Origin of the sequence: Rhizohabitans arisaemae (assembly GCF_025996515.1) — a bacterium.
In the GTDB taxonomy this organism is placed as follows: Bacteria; Actinomycetota; Actinomycetes; order Streptosporangiales; family Streptosporangiaceae; genus Rhizohabitans; species Rhizohabitans arisaemae.
The window spans coordinates 462265-480919 of sequence record NZ_BLRH01000060.1 but is presented as its reverse complement, the minus strand read 5'-3'; the positions used below and the strand labels follow the sequence as shown (position 1 = coordinate 480919).

At 66.0% G+C, this 18655-nt stretch carries 33 protein-coding genes; all 33 read left to right on the top strand.

The window, feature by feature from the left end:
• The first annotated feature begins 126 nt into the window (after positions 1-126).
• The 33 genes from rpsJ (at position 127) to truA (ending at position 18614) form a co-directional block, all read left to right on the top strand.
• A complete protein-coding gene (gene rpsJ / locus RUR_RS30680; protein ID WP_283138705.1) occupies positions 127-435 on the top strand; it encodes a 30S ribosomal protein S10 in 309 nt (102 codons plus the stop codon).
• Between the two features lie 15 nt (positions 436-450).
• Complete coding sequence (gene rplC, locus RUR_RS30675) at positions 451-1104, top strand: 50S ribosomal protein L3 (RefSeq protein WP_283138704.1); 654 nt, start codon at positions 451-453, stop codon at positions 1102-1104.
• Positions 1101-1751, top strand: a complete 651-nt coding sequence (gene rplD / locus RUR_RS30670) for a 50S ribosomal protein L4 (protein WP_283138703.1) — start codon at positions 1101-1103, stop codon at positions 1749-1751. Before rplC ends, rplD begins: the two co-directional genes overlap by 4 nt.
• A complete protein-coding gene (gene rplW / locus RUR_RS30665) occupies positions 1748-2050 on the top strand; it encodes a 50S ribosomal protein L23 (protein WP_283138702.1) in 303 nt (100 codons plus the stop codon). Before rplD ends, rplW begins: the two co-directional genes overlap by 4 nt.
• 75 nt (positions 2051-2125) lie before the next feature.
• Positions 2126-2962: a 50S ribosomal protein L2 gene (gene rplB / locus RUR_RS30660; RefSeq protein WP_283138701.1), complete on the top strand. Its 837-nt coding sequence runs from the start codon at positions 2126-2128 to the stop codon at positions 2960-2962.
• A gap of 12 nt (positions 2963-2974) precedes the next feature.
• A complete protein-coding gene (gene rpsS, locus RUR_RS30655; protein WP_012887835.1) occupies positions 2975-3253 on the top strand; it encodes a 30S ribosomal protein S19 in 279 nt (92 codons plus the stop codon).
• A gap of 71 nt (positions 3254-3324) precedes the next feature.
• Positions 3325-3693 (top strand): 50S ribosomal protein L22, encoded by a 369-nt coding sequence (gene rplV, locus RUR_RS30650; protein ID WP_283139854.1) that lies wholly within the window; start codon positions 3325-3327, stop codon positions 3691-3693.
• On the top strand, positions 3693-4535 hold the full coding sequence (gene rpsC, locus RUR_RS30645; RefSeq protein WP_283138700.1) for a 30S ribosomal protein S3: 843 nt from the start codon (positions 3693-3695) through the stop codon (positions 4533-4535). Before rplV ends, rpsC begins: the two co-directional genes overlap by 1 nt.
• A 5-nt stretch (positions 4536-4540) precedes the next feature.
• Positions 4541-4960 (top strand): 50S ribosomal protein L16, encoded by a 420-nt coding sequence (gene rplP / locus RUR_RS30640; protein ID WP_283138699.1) that lies wholly within the window; start codon positions 4541-4543, stop codon positions 4958-4960.
• Complete coding sequence (gene rpmC, locus RUR_RS30635) at positions 4960-5196, top strand: 50S ribosomal protein L29 (RefSeq protein WP_283138698.1); 237 nt, start codon at positions 4960-4962, stop codon at positions 5194-5196. The genes rplP and rpmC overlap by 1 nt, the downstream gene beginning before the upstream one ends.
• On the top strand, positions 5189-5467 hold the full coding sequence (rpsQ, locus tag RUR_RS30630) for a 30S ribosomal protein S17 (protein WP_283138697.1): 279 nt from the start codon (positions 5189-5191) through the stop codon (positions 5465-5467). Before rpmC ends, rpsQ begins: the two co-directional genes overlap by 8 nt.
• A gap of 76 nt (positions 5468-5543) precedes the next feature.
• Positions 5544-5912, top strand: a complete 369-nt coding sequence (gene rplN, locus RUR_RS30625) for a 50S ribosomal protein L14 (RefSeq protein ID WP_283138696.1) — start codon at positions 5544-5546, stop codon at positions 5910-5912.
• Positions 5913-5923: 11 nt separating this feature from the next.
• A complete protein-coding gene (gene rplX / locus RUR_RS30620; RefSeq protein ID WP_283139853.1) occupies positions 5924-6190 on the top strand; it encodes a 50S ribosomal protein L24 in 267 nt (88 codons plus the stop codon).
• A complete protein-coding gene (rplE, locus tag RUR_RS30615; protein WP_283138695.1) occupies positions 6190-6759 on the top strand; it encodes a 50S ribosomal protein L5 in 570 nt (189 codons plus the stop codon). Before rplX ends, rplE begins: the two co-directional genes overlap by 1 nt.
• A 44-nt stretch (positions 6760-6803) precedes the next feature.
• Complete coding sequence (locus tag RUR_RS30610) at positions 6804-6989, top strand: type Z 30S ribosomal protein S14 (protein ID WP_283138694.1); 186 nt, start codon at positions 6804-6806, stop codon at positions 6987-6989.
• Positions 6990-7107: 118 nt separating this feature from the next.
• Positions 7108-7506, top strand: coding sequence for a 30S ribosomal protein S8 (gene rpsH / locus RUR_RS30605; protein WP_283138693.1), 399 nt, complete (start codon positions 7108-7110; stop codon positions 7504-7506).
• A gap of 19 nt (positions 7507-7525) precedes the next feature.
• The gene (gene rplF, locus RUR_RS30600) at positions 7526-8086 is read left to right on the top strand and encodes a 50S ribosomal protein L6 (protein ID WP_283138692.1); all 561 of its coding nucleotides are present in this window, start codon (positions 7526-7528) and stop codon (positions 8084-8086) included.
• 2 nt (positions 8087-8088) lie between these two features.
• Positions 8089-8469, top strand: coding sequence for a 50S ribosomal protein L18 (rplR, locus tag RUR_RS30595; protein ID WP_283138691.1), 381 nt, complete (start codon positions 8089-8091; stop codon positions 8467-8469).
• Positions 8470-8506: 37 nt separating this feature from the next.
• The gene (gene rpsE, locus RUR_RS30590) at positions 8507-9139 is read left to right on the top strand and encodes a 30S ribosomal protein S5 (protein WP_283139852.1); all 633 of its coding nucleotides are present in this window, start codon (positions 8507-8509) and stop codon (positions 9137-9139) included.
• Between the two features lie 2 nt (positions 9140-9141).
• The gene (rpmD, locus tag RUR_RS30585) at positions 9142-9324 is read left to right on the top strand and encodes a 50S ribosomal protein L30 (RefSeq protein WP_283138690.1); all 183 of its coding nucleotides are present in this window, start codon (positions 9142-9144) and stop codon (positions 9322-9324) included.
• A gap of 2 nt (positions 9325-9326) precedes the next feature.
• The gene (gene rplO / locus RUR_RS30580; protein WP_283138689.1) at positions 9327-9782 is read left to right on the top strand and encodes a 50S ribosomal protein L15; all 456 of its coding nucleotides are present in this window, start codon (positions 9327-9329) and stop codon (positions 9780-9782) included.
• A 130-nt stretch (positions 9783-9912) separates the two neighbouring features.
• Positions 9913-11223, top strand: a complete 1311-nt coding sequence (secY, locus tag RUR_RS30575; protein ID WP_283138688.1) for a preprotein translocase subunit SecY — start codon at positions 9913-9915, stop codon at positions 11221-11223.
• Positions 11223-11876 carry an adenylate kinase gene (locus RUR_RS30570; RefSeq protein WP_283138687.1) on the top strand — a complete coding sequence of 218 codons (654 nt, stop codon included), beginning with the start codon at positions 11223-11225 and terminating at the stop codon, positions 11874-11876. Before secY ends, RUR_RS30570 begins: the two co-directional genes overlap by 1 nt.
• A gap of 117 nt (positions 11877-11993) precedes the next feature.
• Positions 11994-12866, top strand: a complete 873-nt coding sequence (map, locus tag RUR_RS30565) for a type I methionyl aminopeptidase (protein ID WP_283138686.1) — start codon at positions 11994-11996, stop codon at positions 12864-12866.
• Positions 12829-13257, top strand: a complete 429-nt coding sequence (locus RUR_RS30560) for a DUF1707 SHOCT-like domain-containing protein (RefSeq protein ID WP_283138685.1) — start codon at positions 12829-12831, stop codon at positions 13255-13257. The genes map and RUR_RS30560 overlap by 38 nt, the downstream gene beginning before the upstream one ends.
• A gap of 528 nt (positions 13258-13785) precedes the next feature.
• A complete protein-coding gene (gene infA / locus RUR_RS30555; protein ID WP_093171747.1) occupies positions 13786-14007 on the top strand; it encodes a translation initiation factor IF-1 in 222 nt (73 codons plus the stop codon).
• A gap of 53 nt (positions 14008-14060) precedes the next feature.
• Positions 14061-14174: a 50S ribosomal protein L36 gene (gene rpmJ, locus RUR_RS30550; RefSeq protein ID WP_003956441.1), complete on the top strand. Its 114-nt coding sequence runs from the start codon at positions 14061-14063 to the stop codon at positions 14172-14174.
• A gap of 179 nt (positions 14175-14353) precedes the next feature.
• Positions 14354-14734, top strand: a complete 381-nt coding sequence (gene rpsM, locus RUR_RS30545; RefSeq protein WP_283138684.1) for a 30S ribosomal protein S13 — start codon at positions 14354-14356, stop codon at positions 14732-14734.
• 45 nt (positions 14735-14779) lie between these two features.
• A complete protein-coding gene (rpsK, locus tag RUR_RS30540) occupies positions 14780-15184 on the top strand; it encodes a 30S ribosomal protein S11 (protein ID WP_283138683.1) in 405 nt (134 codons plus the stop codon).
• A gap of 14 nt (positions 15185-15198) precedes the next feature.
• The gene (gene rpsD / locus RUR_RS30535; RefSeq protein WP_283138682.1) at positions 15199-15825 is read left to right on the top strand and encodes a 30S ribosomal protein S4; all 627 of its coding nucleotides are present in this window, start codon (positions 15199-15201) and stop codon (positions 15823-15825) included.
• A gap of 138 nt (positions 15826-15963) precedes the next feature.
• A complete protein-coding gene (locus RUR_RS30530) occupies positions 15964-16980 on the top strand; it encodes a DNA-directed RNA polymerase subunit alpha (protein ID WP_283138681.1) in 1017 nt (338 codons plus the stop codon).
• Positions 16981-17088: 108 nt separating this feature from the next.
• Entirely contained in the window at positions 17089-17670 is a 582-nt protein-coding gene (gene rplQ / locus RUR_RS30525; RefSeq protein WP_283138680.1) for a 50S ribosomal protein L17, read from the top strand.
• 95 nt (positions 17671-17765) lie between these two features.
• Positions 17766-18614 (top strand): tRNA pseudouridine(38-40) synthase TruA, encoded by an 849-nt coding sequence (truA, locus tag RUR_RS30520; protein WP_283138679.1) that lies wholly within the window; start codon positions 17766-17768, stop codon positions 18612-18614.
• Positions 18615-18655: the final 41 nt, after the last annotated feature.

Below are 18655 nucleotides of genomic sequence, written 5' to 3'. Positions count from 1 at the left end.
GCGCAAGCCGTACGACAATCTCAATAGAGCACGCGGTCGCCGACCGCATGGGGTTTGACAGGACAGGGAGTGTCCGGTGGGAGCCGGAGAACCCCCTACAGAGCAGCGAAGGACACCGAGGCCACCATGGCGGGACAGAAAATCCGCATCCGGCTCAAGGCCTATGACCACGAGGTCATCGACAGCTCGGCACGGAAGATCGTCGAGACCGTGACGCGTACCGGCGCCAAGGTCGCGGGCCCGGTGCCGCTGCCGACCGAGAAGAACGTGTACTGCGTCATCCGCTCGCCGCACAAGTACAAGGACAGCCGCGAGCACTTCGAGATGCGTACGCACAAGCGGTTGATTGACATCATCGATCCGACGCCGAAGACGGTCGACTCGCTCATGCGACTCGACCTGCCCGCCGGCGTTGACATTTCGATCAAGCTTTAAAGGGAACGCACTGACATGGCTAAGCAGATCAAGGGTGTTCTGGGCGAGAAGCTCGGCATGACCCAGGTCTTCGACCAGGACAACCGGATGGTGCCGGTCACGGTCGTCAAGGCCGGTCCGTGCGTGGTGACCCGGGTCCGGACCCCCGAGCGTGACGGTTACTCCGCCATCCAGCTGGGCTTCGGACAGGTCGACCCGCGCAAGGTCAACAAACCGCTCGGCGACTACCTGCGCAAGCACGGGATCACCCCGCGCCGCTACTTCGTCGAACTGCGCACCGATGACGCCTCCGAGTACACCATCGGCCAGGAGATCTCCGCCGATGTCTTCGAGGCCGGTCAGCACGTCGACGTGACGGGCAAGAGCAAGGGCAAGGGCACCGCGGGTGTCATGAAGCGCCACGGCTTCCGTGGCCTCGGCGCCTCGCACGGTACGCAGCGCAAGCACCGTTCCCCCGGCTCCATCGGTGGCTGCGCCACCCCCGGCCGCGTCTTCAAGGGCCTGCGCATGGCGGGACGGATGGGCAACGTCCGTACCACCGTGCAGAGTCTCAAGGTTCACGCCGTGGACGCCGAGAAGGGTCTCATCCTGATCAAGGGTGCGATCCCCGGTGCCGCCGGCAGCCTTGTCATGATCCGTAGCGCTGTCAAGAAGGGGGCGACGAAGTGAGCACCGTTATCGACGTGCTCGACGGCGCCGGTGCGAAGGCCGGCTCGGTTGAGCTGCCGGAGGACGTCTTCCAGGCCAAGGTCAACATTCCGTTGATCCACCAGGTCGTGGTGGCCCAGCAGGCGGCGAAGCGTCAGGGCACGCACAAGACCAAGACCCGTGGCGAAGTCCGCGGTGGCGGTAAGAAGCCGTACCGGCAGAAGGGCACCGGCCGGGCCCGTCAGGGTTCGACCCGTGCGCCGCAGTTCGCCGGCGGTGGCGTCGTGCACGGTCCCGTACCGCGGGACTACGAGCAGCGGACGCCCCGCAAGATGAAGGCCGCCGCCCTGCGCGGCGCCCTGTCGGACCGCGCCGGGCACGGTCGCGTGCACATCGTGACCGCCCTCGTCGAGGGTGAGACGCCCAAGACCAAGGCCGCGCTTGAGGCGCTGCGCCGGATCACCCAGGCCAGGCGGGTGCTGCTTGTCGTCGACGCCGACGACGAGCTCACCTGGCTGAGCCTGCGGAACGCAGCCGAGGTGCACCTGCTCGACGCCGGGCAGCTCAACACCTACGACGTGCTGTGCAGCGACGACGTCGTCTTCACGCAGGCGGCGTACGACCAGGTCGTGGCGCGGCTCTCCGCTAGCAAGGAGGAGGACGCGTGAGCAGGATCCCCGACCCGCGTGACGTCATCATCAAGCCGGTGGTCTCCGAGAAGAGCTACGGGCTGATCGACGAGCACAACAAGTACACCTTCCTGGTGCGCAAGGACGCCAACAAGACCCAGGTCAAGATCGCCATCGAGCAGATCTTCGGCGTCAAGGTCCTGTCGGTGAACACCATCAACCGGCAGGGCAAGCGCAAGCGCACCCGGGCCGGCTACGGCCAGCGCCCCAGCACCAAGCGCGCCATCGTGAGCCTCGGCGCCGACGACAGAATCGACATCTTCGGCCCGGTCGGCTGAGGAACGATTACCGCGGCGCGCTGAGCCGATCCGGCCAACGCGAATATCAGCACTGATAAGGGATGAACGAAAAAGATGGGCATCCGAAAGTACAAGCCGACGACCCCGGGTCGTCGCGGCGCGAGCGTCTCGGACTTCTCCGAGATCACGCGCAGCACTCCGGAGAAGTCGCTGCTTGCCCCCCTGCACAGCAAGGGCGGTCGTAACGTCCACGGCCGGGTGACCGCAAGGCACCAGGGCGGTGGCCACAAGCGGGCGTACCGGATCATCGACTTCCGGCGCCACGACAAGGACGGGATCCCGGCCAAGGTCGCTCACATCGAGTACGACCCCAACCGGACCTCCCGTATCGCGCTGCTGCACTACGCCGACGGGGAGAAGCGGTACATCATCGCCCCCGTCGGGTTGAAGCAGGGGGATCGCGTTGAGAACGGGCCGGGCTCGGACATCAAGCCGGGTAACTGCCTGCCGCTCCGCAACATTCCGACCGGTACCTTCATCCACGCGGTGGAGCTCCGTCCGGGCGGTGGCGCGAAGCTGGGCCGGTCCGCCGGGGCGCAGATCCAGCTGCTGGCCAAGGAAGGTCAGCTCGCCACGCTCCGCATGCCCTCCGGGGAGATGCGCCAGGTCGACGTGCGCTGCCGTGCGTCGGTCGGCCAGGTCGGCAACACCGAGCAGGGCAACATCAACATCGGTAAGGCGGGGCGTAACCGGTGGAAGGGCAAGCGCCCGACCGTCCGTGGTGTCGCCATGAACCCGATCGACCACCCGCACGGTGGTGGTGAGGGTAAGACCTCCGGTGGTCGCCACCCGGTCAACCCCAAGGGCAAGCCCGAGGGCCGTACCCGTAAGGCACACAAGCCCAGCGACCGGCTCATCATCCGACGTCGGAGCAAGAGGAAGAAGCGGTAGGAGCTCGCAGAAATGCCACGTAGCCTAAAGAAGGGCCCGTTCGTCGACGACCACCTGCAGAAGAAGGTGGACGTCCAGAACGAAAAGGGCACGAAGAACGTCATCAAGACGTGGTCGCGGCGCTCCATGATCGTGCCCGACATGCTCGGTCACACGATCGCCGTCCACGACGGCCGCAAGCACGTCCCGGTGTTCGTCACCGAGTCGATGATCGGCCACAAGCTCGGCGAGTTCGCTCCGACGCGGACGTTCCGCAGCCACGTCAAGGAAGACCGGCGCAGCCGGCGCTAGCAAACCCGAAGCATTTGGCGGGGAGGCCTTCCACGGAGGAGGCAGACCCAACCATGAAAGAGGAGAAAGCGATGGAAGCCAGGGCCCAGGCGCGGTTCGCCCGCGTCACGCCCCGGAAGGCCCGCCGTGTGGTGGACCTTATTCGCGGGCTGCCCGCTTCGGAGGCGCAGGCCGTGCTGAAGTTCGCTCCCCAGGCGGCGAGCGACCCGGTGGGCAAGGTGCTGGCGAGTGCCATCGCCAACGCCGAACACAACAACAAGCTTGACCGAGGCACGCTCGTCGTGAGCGGTGCCTGGGTCGACGAGGGGCCGACACTCAAGCGGTTCCGGCCGCGTGGTTTTGGTCGCGCGTACCGGATCAACAAGCGGACCAGCCACATCACGGTCGTTGTCGAGTCCCGGACCGAGCAGGCAGGTAAGCCCAAGGGAAGGACCCGATAGTGGGGCAGAAGGTTAACCCGCACGGGTTCCGGCTCGGCATCACCACGGACTTCAAGAGCCGTTGGTATGCCGACAAGCTGTACAAGTCTTACGTCGCCGAGGACGTGGCCATCCGCCGCATGCTGCAGAAGGGCATGGAGCGGGCCGGCATCTCCAAGGTGGAGATCGAGCGGACGACCGACCGTGTGCAGGTCGACATCCACACCGCCCGGCCGGGCATCGTCATCGGCCGCCGCGGTGCCGAGGCCGACCGTATCCGGGGTGATCTCGAGAAGCTGACCAAGAAGCAGGTTCAGCTCAACATCCTCGAGGTCAAGAACCCTGAGGTCGACGCCCAGCTCGTGGCTCAGGGCGTGGCCGAGCAGCTGTCGAGCCGGGTCTCGTTCCGCCGTGCCATGCGCAAGGCGATGCAGTCCGCGATGAAGAGCGGTGCCAAGGGAATCCGGGTGCAGTGCTCGGGCCGCCTCGGCGGTGCGGAGATGTCGCGTTCGGAGTTCTACCGCGAGGGCCGCGTGCCGCTGCACACGCTCCGTGCCGACATCGACTACGGCTTCTACGAGGCCCGTACGACCTTCGGCCGCATCGGCGTGAAGGTGTGGATCTACAAGGGCGACGCGGCCACCAGCCGGGCCGAGCGTGAGGCGGCGGGTGCCGCCGCTCGTGCGAGCCAGCGCCGTGACCGGACCGAGCGCCCGCAGCGTGGACGCGGCGGCGCCGGCGCGGGCCGGGGTGGCGCGAGGGGCGGCCGCGGGGCCGCCAAGTCCGAGAATGTTTCGTCGGCTGCGACCGCAGTCGGCACCGAGTCGGGCCCGGCCGAGCAGCCGGGTGCTGAAGGGAGCTGAACCCCATGCTCATCCCGCGTAGGGTCAAGCACCGCAAGCAGCACCGGCCCGACCGCAGCGGCGCCGCCAAGGGCGGCACCAGGGTCGTCTTCGGTGAGTACGGCATCCAGGCGCTTGAGCACTCCTATGTGACCAACCGCCAGATCGAGGCCGCACGTATCGCCATGACCCGGCACATCCGCCGTGGCGGAAAGGTGTGGATCAACATCTTCCCGGACCGGCCGCTCACCAAGAAGCCCGCCGAGACCCGGATGGGTTCCGGTAAGGGTTCGCCGGAGTGGTGGATCGCCAACGTTAAGCCGGGTCGAGTCATGTTCGAGCTCTCCGGTGTGGCTGAGCCCGTGGCCCGCGAGGCGCTGCGGCGTGCGATTCACAAGCTGCCGATGAAGTGCCGTTTTGTTAAGCGTGAAGTGGGTGAGGCGTGATGGCGAAGGTCCTGACCGCCGGTGAGCTGCGGGTCCAGACCGAAGAGGAGCTGGTCGCCAAGCTGAAGGAGGCGAAGGAGGAGCTGTTCAACCTCCGCTTCCAGGCGGCTACCGGCCAGCTGGAGAGTCACGGGCGGCTGCGCGCCGTTCGCCGCGAGATCGCTCGCATCTACACCGTGATGCGGGAGCGGGAGCTCGGCATCGTGACCATTGCGGAGGAGCCGAGCGATGGCTGACGTGACGGGCGCAGAGTCGTCCAGGAACTACCGGAAGACCCGAGAGGGTCTGGTCGTCGGTGACAAGATGGACAAGACCGTCGTCGTCGCCGTCGAGGACCGCGTGAAGCACCCGCTGTACGGCAAGGTCATCCGCCGTACCACGAAGTACAAGGCCCATGACGAGGCCAACGCCTGTGGCGTCGGCGACCGCGTTCTCCTGATGGAGACCCGGCCGCTCTCGGCCACCAAGCGCTGGCGCGTCGTGGAGATCCTCGAGAAGGCTAAGTAGGCAGCCGCGGCCTCGCGGCTGAGGATCGCAACCACCAGGCTCGGAAGAGAACCGGTGTGACACACAGGAGTTTGACGTGATTCAGCAGGAGTCGCGACTCAAAGTCGCCGACAACACGGGTGCAAAGGAGATCCTTTGCATCCGGGTGCTCGGTGGCTCGGGTCGGCGCTACGCCGGGATCGGCGACGTCATCGTTGCGACGGTGAAGGACGCCCTTCCCGCTGCGGGTGTGAAGAAGGGTGACGTCGTCAAGGCCGTCGTGGTGCGCACCCGTAAGGAGCGCCGCCGCCCCGACGGCTCCTACATCCGCTTCGACGAGAACGCCGCTGTCCTGATCAAGGACAGCGGTGACCCTCGGGGCACGCGTATCTTCGGCCCGGTAGGCCGCGAGCTGCGCGAGAAGAAGTTCATGCGCATCATCTCGCTCGCCCCGGAGGTGCTGTGATGGCGAAGACGTTGCATGTGAAGAAGGGCGACCTGGTTCAGGTCATCGCCGGCAAGGACAAGGGCGCCAAGGGCCGTATCATCCGGGCGCTGCCGAGTGAGGACCGCGTGGTCGTCGAGGGCGTCAACCTCATCAAGAAGCACAGCAAGGTGACCCACCAGGGCCCCCGCGGTGCCAAGCAGGGTGGCGTCGTGACGCAAGAGGCTCCCATTCACGTGAGTAACGTGAAGAAGTTGAAGGACGAGAAAGAGCCCGCGAAGAGCGGTGAGGACAGCTGATGACCGCCACGGTTGAAGAGCGCACGATCCCGCGCCTCAAGCAGCGCTACCGCGATGAGATCATCGCGAAGCTGCGTGAGCAGTTCGGTATCGAGAACATCATGCAGGTGCCCACGCTGACCAAGATCAAGGTCAACATGGGTGTCGGCGAGGCGGCACGTGACGCCAAGCTCATCGAGGGCGCCGTCCGTGACCTCACGGCCATCACCGGTCAGAAGCCGGCCGTCGCCCGGGCGAAGAAGTCCATCGCGCAGTTCAAGCTGCGGGAGGGCATGCCCATCGGTGCGCACGTGACGTTGCGCGGGGACCGCATGTGGGAGTTCCTGGACCGGCTGCTCTCGACGGCGCTTCCTCGTATCCGGGACTTCCGGGGCCTGTCGCCGAAGCAGTTCGACGGACAGGGCAACTACACCTTCGGACTGACCGAGCAGGTCATGTTCCACGAGGTGGACCCCGACAAGGTGGATCGCCAGCGCGGTATGGACATCACCGTTGTCACCACCGCCAACAACGACGACCAGGGCCGGGCGCTGCTGAAGCTCCTAGGCTTCCCGTTCAAGGAAGCGTGAGCAGCCGTTCCCGCGGCTGTTGATCGCATCAAGGAGACCTGATCATGGCGAAGAAGTCACTGATCGCGAAGGCAGCGCGCAAGCCGAAGTTCAGCGTCCGGGCGTACACTCGTTGCTCGCGCTGCGGTCGGCCGCGCGCCGTCTACCGCAAGTTCGGGCTTTGCCGGGTGTGCTTCCGTGAGATGGCGCACCGCGGCGAACTGCCCGGCATCACCAAGTCGAGCTGGTAAGCCCGCCGTCGCGGGCTCCGGCGTTGAGAGAACCTAACAATCCGGACGCTCATCCGAGCATCCACGACCACACCGTAGGTCCCTTGCGGGGAAACCGCGGTGAGGAGGGCCACCGGCCATGACGATGACCGACCCGATCGCAGACATGCTGACGCGTCTGCGAAACGCGAACTCGGCGTATCACGACACCGTCGCGATGCCGTACTCGAAGATCAAGGCGCATATCGCCGAGATCCTCCAGCAGGAGGGCTACATCCAAGCCTGGCACGTCGAGGACGCCAAGGTCGGGAAGAACCTCGTGGTGGAGCTGAAGTTCGGGCCGACTCGCGAGCGGTCTCTGGCGGGCCTGCGCCGGGTTTCCAAGCCCGGACTGCGGGTCTACGCGAAGAAGGACAATCTGCCCCGAGTTCTCGGTGGCCTCGGCGTCGCGATCCTGTCGACGTCCGCGGGCCTGATGACCGACAGGCAGGCCGGCAAGCGTGGTGTGGGCGGGGAAGTCCTCGCCTACGTCTGGTAACGAGGGGAGGAAATCCAGCATGTCGAGAATTGGACGGCTGCCCATCCCCGTGCCGGGCGGTGTCGATGTCAACATCGATGGCCAGAATGTCACGGTCAAGGGGTCTAAGGGCACGCTTACGCACAACGTCGTGGAGCCGATCGAGGTCACTCGCGCGGAAGACGGCAGCATCACGGTCACCCGGCCCAACGACGAGAACAAGGTCCGTGGGCTCCACGGGCTGTCTCGCACGCTGATCGCCAACATGGTGACCGGTGTGTCGCAGGGCTACACCAAGACCCTGGAGATTCAGGGCGTCGGTTACACCGTTCAGGCCCAGGGCCCGACGAAGCTTGAGTTCAAGCTCGGCTACAGCCACCCGGTGCCGTTCGAGGCGCCGGAGGGCATCAGCTTCCGCGTTGAGATCGTCCGCCGTGACAAGGTCAACGCCCTGGTGTACGTGGACGGGATCGACAAGCAGTTGGTCGGCGAGGTTGCCGCGAGGATTCGCAAGCTGCGCAAGCCCGACTCCTACAAGGGCAAGGGCGTGCGCTACCAGGGTGAAGTCGTGCGTCTCAAGCAGGGGAAGACTGGGAAGTAGTCATGGCCTTCACTAAGACTGGAAAGCACACGGCCGCCCGGGTTCTGGGGCGATCGCGTCGGCATCGGCGCGTCCGCAAGAAAGTCGTCGGTACGCTCTCGCGTCCGCGCCTGGTCGTGAACCGCTCCGCCAAGCACCTGTTCGTGCAGATCGTGGACGACACCGCGGGCCACACGCTCGCGTACGCCTCCACCTTCGAGGCCGACATGCGCGGTGTGGAGGGTACCAAGACCGAGAAAGCCAAGAAGGTCGGTGAGCTGCTCGCTCAGCGGGCGAAGGACGCCGGCATCACCGCGGTCGTGTTCGACCGCGGAGGCAACCGTTATCAGGGCCGGCTCGCCGCACTGGCGGACAGCGCCCGAGAGAGCGGGCTGGAGTTCTGATGGTCCGTCGATCGAAAAACACTGAGATGGGAACCCGCTGATGGCAGCACCACGCAGGGGCGGCGGCCAGGGCGGCGAGCGGCGTGACCGTCGCGACGATCGCCGCGGTGGCGCCGCCGAGAAGGGCGTCTCGTACATCGAGCGCGTCGTAAAGATCAACCGAGTAGCCAAGGTCGTCAAGGGTGGCCGGCGCTTCAGCTTCACCGCCCTGGTCGTCGTCGGTGACGGCAACGGCCTGGTAGGCGTCGGATACGGAAAGGCCAAGGAGGTGCCCGCGGCGATCGCCAAGGGCGTCGAGGAGGCCAAGAAGCACTTCTTCAAGGTGCCGCGGATCCAGGGCACGATCCCGCACACGGTGCAGGGGGAGGAGGCGGCGGGCGTGGTCCTGCTCCGCCCGGCCTCCGCCGGTACCGGTGTCATCGCGGGTGGCCCGGTCCGCGCGGTCCTGGAGTGCGCCGGCATCCACGACGTTCTGTCCAAGTCGCTCGGCTCGGACAATCCGATCAACATCGTGCACGCGACCGTCGCGGCGCTCAAGGGGCTCAACCGCCCCGAGGAGATCGCCGCCCGTCGCAGCCTGCCGATCGAGGACGTCGCTCCCAAGGCGATGCTCAAGGCGCGCGCTGAGGGCCTGGCCGAGGCGGCGGCTGCCGCGAAGGTTGGGAGCTGACGATGGCCCGTCTGAAGATCACACAGGTCCGCTCGAAGATCGGTGGCAAGCAGAACCAGCGTGACTCGCTGCGTTCGCTTGGGCTGAAGCGAATTGGCGATGTCGTCGTCAAGGAGGACCGCCCGGAGATCCGGGGCATGGTTTCCGTGGTGACGCACCTCGTCGTGGTTGAAGAGGTCGAGTAACCATGGCTGAAAATTCTCCACTCAAGCTGCATCACCTGCGGCCGGCCCCCGGCGCGCACAAGTCGAAGGTCCGCAAGGGCCGTGGCGAGGCGTCCAAGGGTAAGACCGCGGGTCGTGGTACGAAGGGTACGAAGGCTCGGACTTCGGTTCCCGGTGGCTTCGAGGGCGGTCAGATGCCCCTCATTCGCCGGGTGCCGAAGCTCAAGGGCTTTTCGAACGCTCTGTTCAAGGTGACCTACCAGGTCGTCAACCTTGACAAGCTGGCTGAGCTTTACCCCGCCGGTGGCGAGGTGACCGTTGAGTCGCTGGTCGCGAATGGGGCAGTCCGAAAGAACCAATTGGTGAAGGTTCTTGGAACCGGTGAGATCTCAGTCGCGTTGAACGTGACAGCGCACGCCTTCTCGGCGAGTGCCAAAGAGAAGATCACTGCTGCCGGGGGCGCTGTCACCGAGCTGTAAGTGTTGCGTAAGCGTAGGGGCTCCGAGACGAGCCCCTACGCTCGCAGTGCGTTAGAGTTCGCTTGGTTTCGCGAGCTCGCTGACCTTTCAACTCAGACAGATATCGCCGAACAGGCGCGCAGGAGGGACCGTGCTTACCGCGATCACCCGGGCATTCCGAACGCCGGACCTGCGTAACAAGATGCTGTTTACACTCGGCATCATCGCGTTGTTCCGTCTCGGGTCGTTCTTGCCGACGCCAGGCGTGCACGTCTCCAACATCCAAAAATGTCTCGCCCAGGGACTCAGCAGTGACGCCGCAGGGGTTTACGGCCTTATCAACCTGTTTAGTGGTGGCGCGCTGTTGCAACTCTCGGTGTTCGCGTTGGGCATCATGCCCTACATCACCGCGAGCATCATTCTTCAGCTTCTTACGGTGGTGATTCCACGCCTGGAGGCCCTGAAGAAGGAAGGCCAGGCGGGCACCGCCAAGATTACGCAGTACACACGTTACCTGACCATCGGGCTGGCGGTCCTCCAGTCGACCGCATTCATCGCGCTCGCGCGGAGCGGGCAGATGTTCCCGCAGTGCCAGGAGGAGGTCCTCCTCAGCCAGGACATCTTCCCGTTGATCGTGATGGTCCTGACCATGACGGCCGGCACCTCGGTCATCATGTGGCTGGGTGAACTGATCACCGACCGCGGCATCGGCAACGGTATGTCGATTCTGATCTTCACGCAGGTCGTCGCGGTCTTCCCGCAGGAGCTGGCCCGGATCTTCCGGTCGAACACGTTCGGCTTCGCCGTCGTCATGGTGGTCGGTGTGGCCATCATCGCCGCGGTCGTCTTCGTGGAGCAGGCGCAGCGCCGTATCCCGGTCCAGTACGCCAAGCGGATGGTCGGCCGGCGGATGTACGGCGGAACCTCCACCTACATCCCGCTCAAGGTGAACCAGGCGGGCATCATCCCCGTCATCTTCGCCTCCTCGCTGCTGTACCTCCCGCAGCTCGCGGCGACGTTGTTCGGCAACACCACGAACCCCAACGAAGTGATCAGGTTCATCCAGACCTACTTCGCGAACAACATCGGCAACGCGTACTACATGACGACGTACTTCCTGCTGATCGTCTTCTTCACGTACTTCTACGTGTCGATTACCTTCAACCCCGTTGAAGTGGCCGACAACATGAAGAAGTACGGTGGGTTCATCCCGGGCATCCGTCCGGGACGGCCGACCGCCGAGTACCTGAGCTACGTACTCACGCGGCTGACCGCGCCGGGCTCGCTGTACCTGGGTCTTCTCTCCCTGGTGCCGATCGTGGCCCTGACGCTGGTCGATGCGAGCCAGAACTTCCCGTTCGGAGGGACGAGCATCCTGATTATCGTCGGTGTCGGATTGGACACGGTCAAACAGATCGAAGCCCAGCTCCAGCAGCGTAACTACGAGGGTTTCCTCCGATAGTGCGTCTCGTTCTGGTCGGGCCCCCCGGAGCGGGCAAGGGGACACAGGCCCAGTTCATCGCTTCGCACCTGTCGATCCCGAAGATATCGACAGGTGACATCTTCCGTGCGAATGTCTCAGGCGGGACCGAGCTCGGGAAACTCGCCAAGCAGTACATGGACCGGGGTGACCTCGTCCCCGACGAGGTCACCATCGCGATGGTCCGGGACCGGTTGTCGGAGGACGACGCGCAGGAGGGTTTCCTGCTCGACGGGTTCCCCAGGAACGTCCCGCAGGCCGAGATCTTGAAGAAGATGCTCAGCGAGTGGGACACCAAGCTGGACATCGTCCTGGAGCTGGTCGTCGACAACGACGAGGTGGTCCGTCGGCTGGCCGGTCGCCGGACCTGCCGCTCGTGCGGGAAGGTGTGGCACCTGGTGTTCGACCCTCCCGCCAAGGAAGGGGTCTGCGACGCCTGCGGCGGTGAGCTGTTCCAGCGGGACGACGATCGTGAGGAGACCGTCCGGCACCGGCTGCAGGTCTACGAGCGGGATACCTCCCCTTTGGTGTCGTTCTATGCTGATGAGGGAATTCTTGTCGGAATCGATGCGACCGGACCGGTGGAGGAGATCACGGAGCGCGCCATGGCCGTCCTCCGGCCGTTAGCGGACTAGTGACTCCACGGTGCTCCGCACGCGTTGATACACCGCCACACTCTCCCGGGGTGTGGCGGTTGTGTTTGGGGAGTTCCCGACCGGCGTTCTGCGTTCATCAACTCCGAGGGGGTCACAGTGTTCAAGAGGGATAAGGTCGCGATTCAGATCAAGACGCCCGAGCAGCTGGAGAAGATGCGTGCCGCGGGTCTGGTGGTGGCCCGCACGCTGGAGCTGGTGCGGAAGGCGGTCGAGCCGGGGCTGACCCCGCTGGATCTGGACGCGATCGCGGAGAAGGCGATCCGGGCGGAGGGCGCCATCCCCTCGTTCAAGGGCTACCAGGGCTTCCCCGCCACGATCTGCGCCTCGGTGAACCACGAGGTCGTCCACGGCATCCCCACCGCCAAGCGCAAGCTGGTGGAGGGCGACGTCATCTCCGTCGACTGCGGGGCGATCCTGGACGGCTGGCACGGCGACGCGGCCGTCACCGTCGCGGTGGGCGAGGTGAAGCCGGAGCTGACCAAGCTGCTGGAGGTCACCGAGGAGGCTCTGTGGCGCGGAATAGCCGCTCTGCGGCCCGGAGCGCGACTGTCCGACATCGGGCACGCGATCGAGTCCTACGTCCGCGGTAAGGGCTCCTACGGCATTCCTCCGGAGTACGGCGGCCACGGCATCGGCACCGAGATGCACATGGACCCGTGGATCGCGAACTACGGCAAGCCAGGGAAGGGCCCGCGCGTCGAGGTGGGGATGTGCTTCGCGGTCGAGCCGATGCTCAACCTGGGCAGCCCGCGGACCCGGGTGCTCGCCGACGAGTGGACCGTGGTGACGACCGACGGAAAGGCCTCCGCGCACTTCGAACACAGCGTCGCCGTGACACATAATGGACCTTGGGTGCTCACCGCGCTCGACGGTGGCGAGGCGCGGCTGACGGCACTCCGCACGCGTGACGTGAAGACGGGAGCGGGACAGGATGGCGCCATCCCCGGAGATGCGGGCGTCCGACAGTGATCGTGAGCGGGTCGCGACGTCGCTGAGGGAGCACTACGCCCAAGGGCGTATCGACGTAGACGAGTTCAACGAGCGGGTCGAGGAGCTCTACCGGTCGAAGACCTTGGGCGAGCTGGCGAAGCTCACCTCGGATCTCCCCGATGTGGACCTGCACGTGCTGGTCAAACCGGAACCGGCCCCGGCGCCGGCGGTGAAGGAGGCCGACGACGGCAACAGCCTGCGTGTGTCCTGGAGCATCTGGGCCATGGCGAGTGCCATCAACTGGGCCATCTGGTTCGTCGTCGGAGTGACGAGCTCCGACTTTCCCTATCCGTGGCCGCTGTGGGTCATGCTCCCGTGGGGTGCGGTGATGCTGGTGAGCACGTTCTTCCGGCAAGACGGGAAGAAGTAGGCGGTTCGGGGGCCGGGTCCTTGGCCGTTGGCTGGGACGAGCTTGGGCGAGTTCTTGCCGGGGTCCGAACGTTATCAGCGTCGGAACGGGTACGACCGGCCTAGATACCTCATTCGGCCTCTTGGCGGAAATGATGGACTACGTCGGTCGGGCTCGTGTGGACGAGCACGGCGCGATCGGCCTTCGAGCAGCCGTACCCGTCTGATTCGAGGCTTTCGGCGGAAGCACCGGTTGGGCGGGTGCGGCGTTCGCAGGGAATGACCCGTCATGTCGGCTTGGCGAGGGGGCCGCGTACCGAGGCGTCGTGGAGTATGCTAGGCGCAGGAGGACATGCGGTCCCGTCGCTGTGGCGATGGCCCGTTTCGCTTTATGGTGCCGCGTGTCGTACACTCCGTTGTCGGTCCACTATGACCATGCGTGCCTCTCTTTGACGTGGCTTCTGTGTGGTCGCGGCTGCGTAGTGAGCCGATCAGGTTAGCGACCCGCTAACAACTGCCTCAGATGACCGATCAGTGAAGCGCGGAGGACATGCCCAAAAAAGACGGCGCCATCGAGATCGAAGGCACTGTGGTTGAGTCGCTCCCGAACGCCATGTTCCGGGTGCAGCTGGACAACGGGCACAAGGTCCTGGCCCACATCAGCGGAAGAATGCGGATGCACTATATCCGGATTCTCCCCGACGACAGGGTGGTCGTCGAACTGAGCCCGTACGACTTGAGCCGCGGGCGGATCGTCTACCGATACAAGTAGCGGCCCTTACCCCGTCACCGGGGTCATGGGACGTCTGGGGAATGACAAGGACTATGAAGGTCAAGCCGAGCGTCAAGAAGATCTGCGACAAGTGCAAGGTTATTCGCCGTCACGGTCGCGTGATGGTGATCTGCGATAACCTCCGCCACAAGCAGCGCCAGGGCTGAGCAGCCCAGAGTAAACACGCATCGCACTCGCACAGGCGGCGGCGGACTCCGCTCCCGAACCGTGCGAGAGACCCCCGGTCGGAGGCCGGGGCCCTCACCCGGGCAGGCGACGCCGCAAGGCGGAGCCGAAGTGGAGGGGCGCGGCGCGTAGGACCTCCGAAAAACGAAGGAGTATGCAGATGGCACGCCTCGTCGGCGTAGATCTGCCCCGGGACAAGCGACTTGAGATCGCTCTCACCTACGTGTACGGCATTGGCCGTACCCGCGCGCTCGAGACCCTGAGGGCCACCGGCATCAGCGGGGACCTGCGCGTGCACGAGCTCACCGATGAGCAGCTCGTGCCGCTCCGTGACTGGATCGAGGCGAACTACAAGATCGAGGGTGACCTCCGCCGTGAGGTCCAGGCCGATATTCGCCGCAAGATCGAGATCGGCTGCTACCAGGGAATCCGGCACCGTCGTGGACTTCCCGTGCACGGTCAGCGCACGCAGACCAACGCACGTACCCGTAAGGGCAAGAAGAAGACCGTCGCCGGTAAGAAGAAGCCGGGCAAGAAGTAGTCCGCACACGCAGCAGGACCGATGACCTCCAGGAGTTACTAGGCAATGCCTCCGAAGAGCCGCCAGGGCGCGCCGAAGAAGGTGCGTCGCAAGGAGAAAAAGAACGTCGCCCACGGGCACGCTCACATCAAGAGCACGTTCAACAACACAATCGTTTCGATCACCGACCCCGTCGGCAACGTGATCGCGTGGGCCAGCGCCGGCCACGTGGGGTTCAAGGGCTCCCGCAAGTCCACCCCGTTCGCCGCTCAGATGGCCGCGGAGAACGCCGCGCGCCGTGCCATGGAGCACGGCATGCGCAAGGTCGACGTCTTCGTCAAGGGCCCCGGTTCCGGCCGGGAGACCGCGATCCGGTCGCTGCAGGCGACCGGCCTTGAGGTCGGGTCCATCCAGGACGTCACGCCTGTTCCGCACAACGGCTGCCGTCCGCCGAAGCGGCGCAGGGTCTGAGGGGTAACAGAACAATGGCTCGTTATACGGGTGCGGACTGCAAGCTTTGCCGCCGCGAGAAGATGAAGCTGTTCCTCAAGGGCAGCAAGTGCGAGTCCGCCAAGTGCGCCATCGAGATCCGGCCCTACCCGCCGGGTGAGCACGGTCGCGGCCGCCCGAAGGACACCGAGTACCTGCTTCAGCTTCGCGAGAAGCAGAAGACCCGCCGGGTGTACGGCGTCCTCGAGAAGCAGTTCCGCAACTACTACGAGGAAGCCAACAAGAAGGCCGGGAAGACGGGTGAGAACCTCCTCCAGATCCTGGAGAGCCGTCTCGACAACGTCGTCTACCGGGCCGGCTTCGCCCAGTCGCGTGACGCGGCTCGCCAGCAGGTGCGCCACGGCCACGTCCTGGTGAACGGCAAGAAGGTCGACATCCCCTCGTACCGGGTGCGGGAGCACGACATCGTGGAGATCCGCGAGAAGTCGCGCAACCTGCTGCCGTACGAGGTGGCCCGGGCGCAGTTCGGTGACAAGCAGGTCCCGGCGTGGCTCGGCGTCGTCCCGGACAAGATGCGCATTCTCATCCACCAGCTCCCGGTCCGGCAGCAGATCGACACGCAGGTCCAGGAGCAGCTGATCGTTGAGCTCTACTCCAAGTAGCGGCTCCGCGGGGTTGTACGGCGATTTCGCCGTACAACCCCGAACGCGTTGTCGGCGGCCCCGCCGACGACATTGCAAAACGCATAGTTCGGTCGTGGCGTCATATAGCGGGCGTCACGGAATCAGGGGAGAACCCACATGCTTATCGCCCAGCGTCCCACGCTGCTTGAAGAGCAGCTGGAGGAGAACCGCTCCAAGTTCGTCATCGAACCCCTGGAGCCCGGCTTCGGTTACACGATCGGCAACGCGCTCCGCCGTACCCTGCTCTCGTCCATCCCGGGGGCGGCGGTCACCAGCATCCGCATCGAGGGTGTGCTGCACGAGTTCTCGACGGTGCCGGGGGTCAAGGAGGATGTCACCGACATCATCCTGAACCTGAAGGCCCTGGTGGTCTCGTCCGAGCACGACGAGCCCGTGGTCATGTACCTCCGGAAGCAGGGACCGGGCGAGGTCACCGCGGCCGACATCTCGCCCCCGGCCGGGGTCGAGGTGCACAACCCCGAGCTGCACATCGCCACGCTGAACGGCAAGGCGAAGCTGGAGATGGAGCTGACCGTCGAGCGCGGCCGCGGCTACGTCTCCGCAGCGCAGAACAAGCAGCCCGGGCAGGACATCGGCCGGATTCCGATCGACTCGATCTACTCCCCGGTGCTCAAGGTCACCTTCAAGGTCGAGGCGACCCGTGTCGAGCAGCGCACCGACTTCGACCGGCTCATCCTGGACGTGGTGGCCAAGCCGTGCATGAAGCCGCGGGACGCGGTCGCCTCCGCCGGTAAGACCCTGGTCGAGCTGTTCGGCCTGGCGCGCGAGCTCAACGTCGAGGCCGAGGGCATCGACATCGGCCCGTCGCCGACGGACGCGGCGCTCGCCGCCGACCTGGCGCTGCCGATCGAGGAGCTGACCCTCACGGTCCGTTCCTACAACTGCCTCAAGCGCGAGGGCATCCACACCGTGGGTGAGCTCGTCGCACGGAGCGAGCAGGACCTTCTGGACATTCGTAACTTCGGTGCGAAGTCCATCGAGGAGGTCAAGCAGAAGCTGCACGAGATGTCGCTGTCGCTCAAGGACTCCCCGCCCGGGTTCGACCCGACCGCGGTGGCGGACAACTACTCGGACGACGACGACAGCCGGTACGCCGAGACCGAGCAGTACTAGATCGTCGTCACACCCAGGGAAAGGCCGGGGCCGCGGGTCCCGGCCGTCCTCCCGCCCGACTCCGGTGCCTGGCACGGCCGGAGCGGTTGATCTCATAAGGAGAACACCATGCCTCAGCCCGCCAAGGGCGCCCGCCTGGGTGGTAGCCCCTCCCACGAGCGGCACATCCTGTCGAACCTCGCGACCTCGCTGTTCGAGCACGGCCGGATCACCACCACCCACGCGAAGGCTCGCCGGCTCCGCCCGTTCGCCGAGCGTCTGATCACCAAGGCCAAGAAGGGCGACATGCACAACCGTCGCCAGGTCTTGACCGTCGTCCGGGACAAGAGCATCGTGCACCGGCTCTTCACCGAGATCGGCCCGCAGTTCGCCGAGCGTCCCGGCGGTTACACCCGGATCACCAAGATCGGTAACCGTAAGGGCGACAACGCGCCGATGGCCGTGATCGAACTCGTCACCGGCGCCGTCGCGGCGTCCACCTCCTCGCGCCGGGCCGCCCGCCGGACCGCACGCGCCGAGGCGATCGAGGCTGCGAACGCGGCCGCCGCCGAGGAGACCGCAGCACACTCCCACGACGAGGAGGCCGCGGAGGAGGCCAAGGAGACCACGGCCGAGGTCGAGGAGACCACGGAGGCGGTCACCACCGAGGCCACCGAAGACGGCAAGCCCGAGACTGGCGACAAGGCCTGATTTTCCGGCTTCACCAGGAGCTCGGTGTCCCAGCCTGGGGCACCGGGCTCTCCGTGTTTACGCCGGTGCTCCGGCACCGGGAGGGAGTGAACGGCGTGGAGGACACCCCGTCGGTACGGCTGCGCCTGGATCTCGCCTACGACGGCACCGACTTCTCCGGGTGGGCGCGGCAACCGGACCGCCGGACGGTTCAAGGCGTCGTCGAAGCGGCGCTCGGCCGGATCCTGCGCCTTGAGGCGCCCCAGCTGACCGTCGCCGGCCGAACCGACGCCGGCGTACACGCCCGCGGGCAGGTGGCCCACGTCGACGTGCCGGCCGAGGCTCCCGTGGAGGGATTGGTACGGCGGCTCGCCGGGGTCCTCCCCTCCGATGTCCGCGTGCACAGGGTCGGGCTCGCCCCGGAGGGCTTCGACGCCCGGTTCTCGGCCCTGTCCCGGCGGTACTGCTACCGGGTCTGCGACCGGCCGGGCGGGGTGGATCCGCTCCGCCGGCACGAGGTGCTCTGGCACCCCCGCCCCCTCGACCTGGACCTGATGAACGCGGCGGCCGGACGGCTGCTCGGGGAACACGATTTCGCGGCCTACTGCAAGCCCAAGGAGGGCGCCACCACGATCCGGGAGCTCCAGCATCTGCGCTGGTCCTGGGAGTCGCCGGGGATCGCCGGGATGACGGTGGTGGCCGACGCGTTCTGCCGTTCCATGGTCCGGGCGCTGACCGGTGCGATGCTGGCGGTGGGCGACGGCAGAAGGCCGGCGGGGTGGCCCGCCGAGGTCCTCGCCGCCTGCGTCCGGGACTCCGCCGTCAACGTCGCCCCCGCGCACGGGCTGACCCTGGAGGAGGTCCGCTACCCGGGCGAAGCGGAGCTGGCCCGGCGCGCCGAGGAGACCCGGGGGATCCGCACGCTCACCGTCGGCCGGCGTCCGCCCCGGGAACCCGGCGCCTGACGACCCGGCGACCCCCGGATCCGGTACGGCCTGCGGGCGGC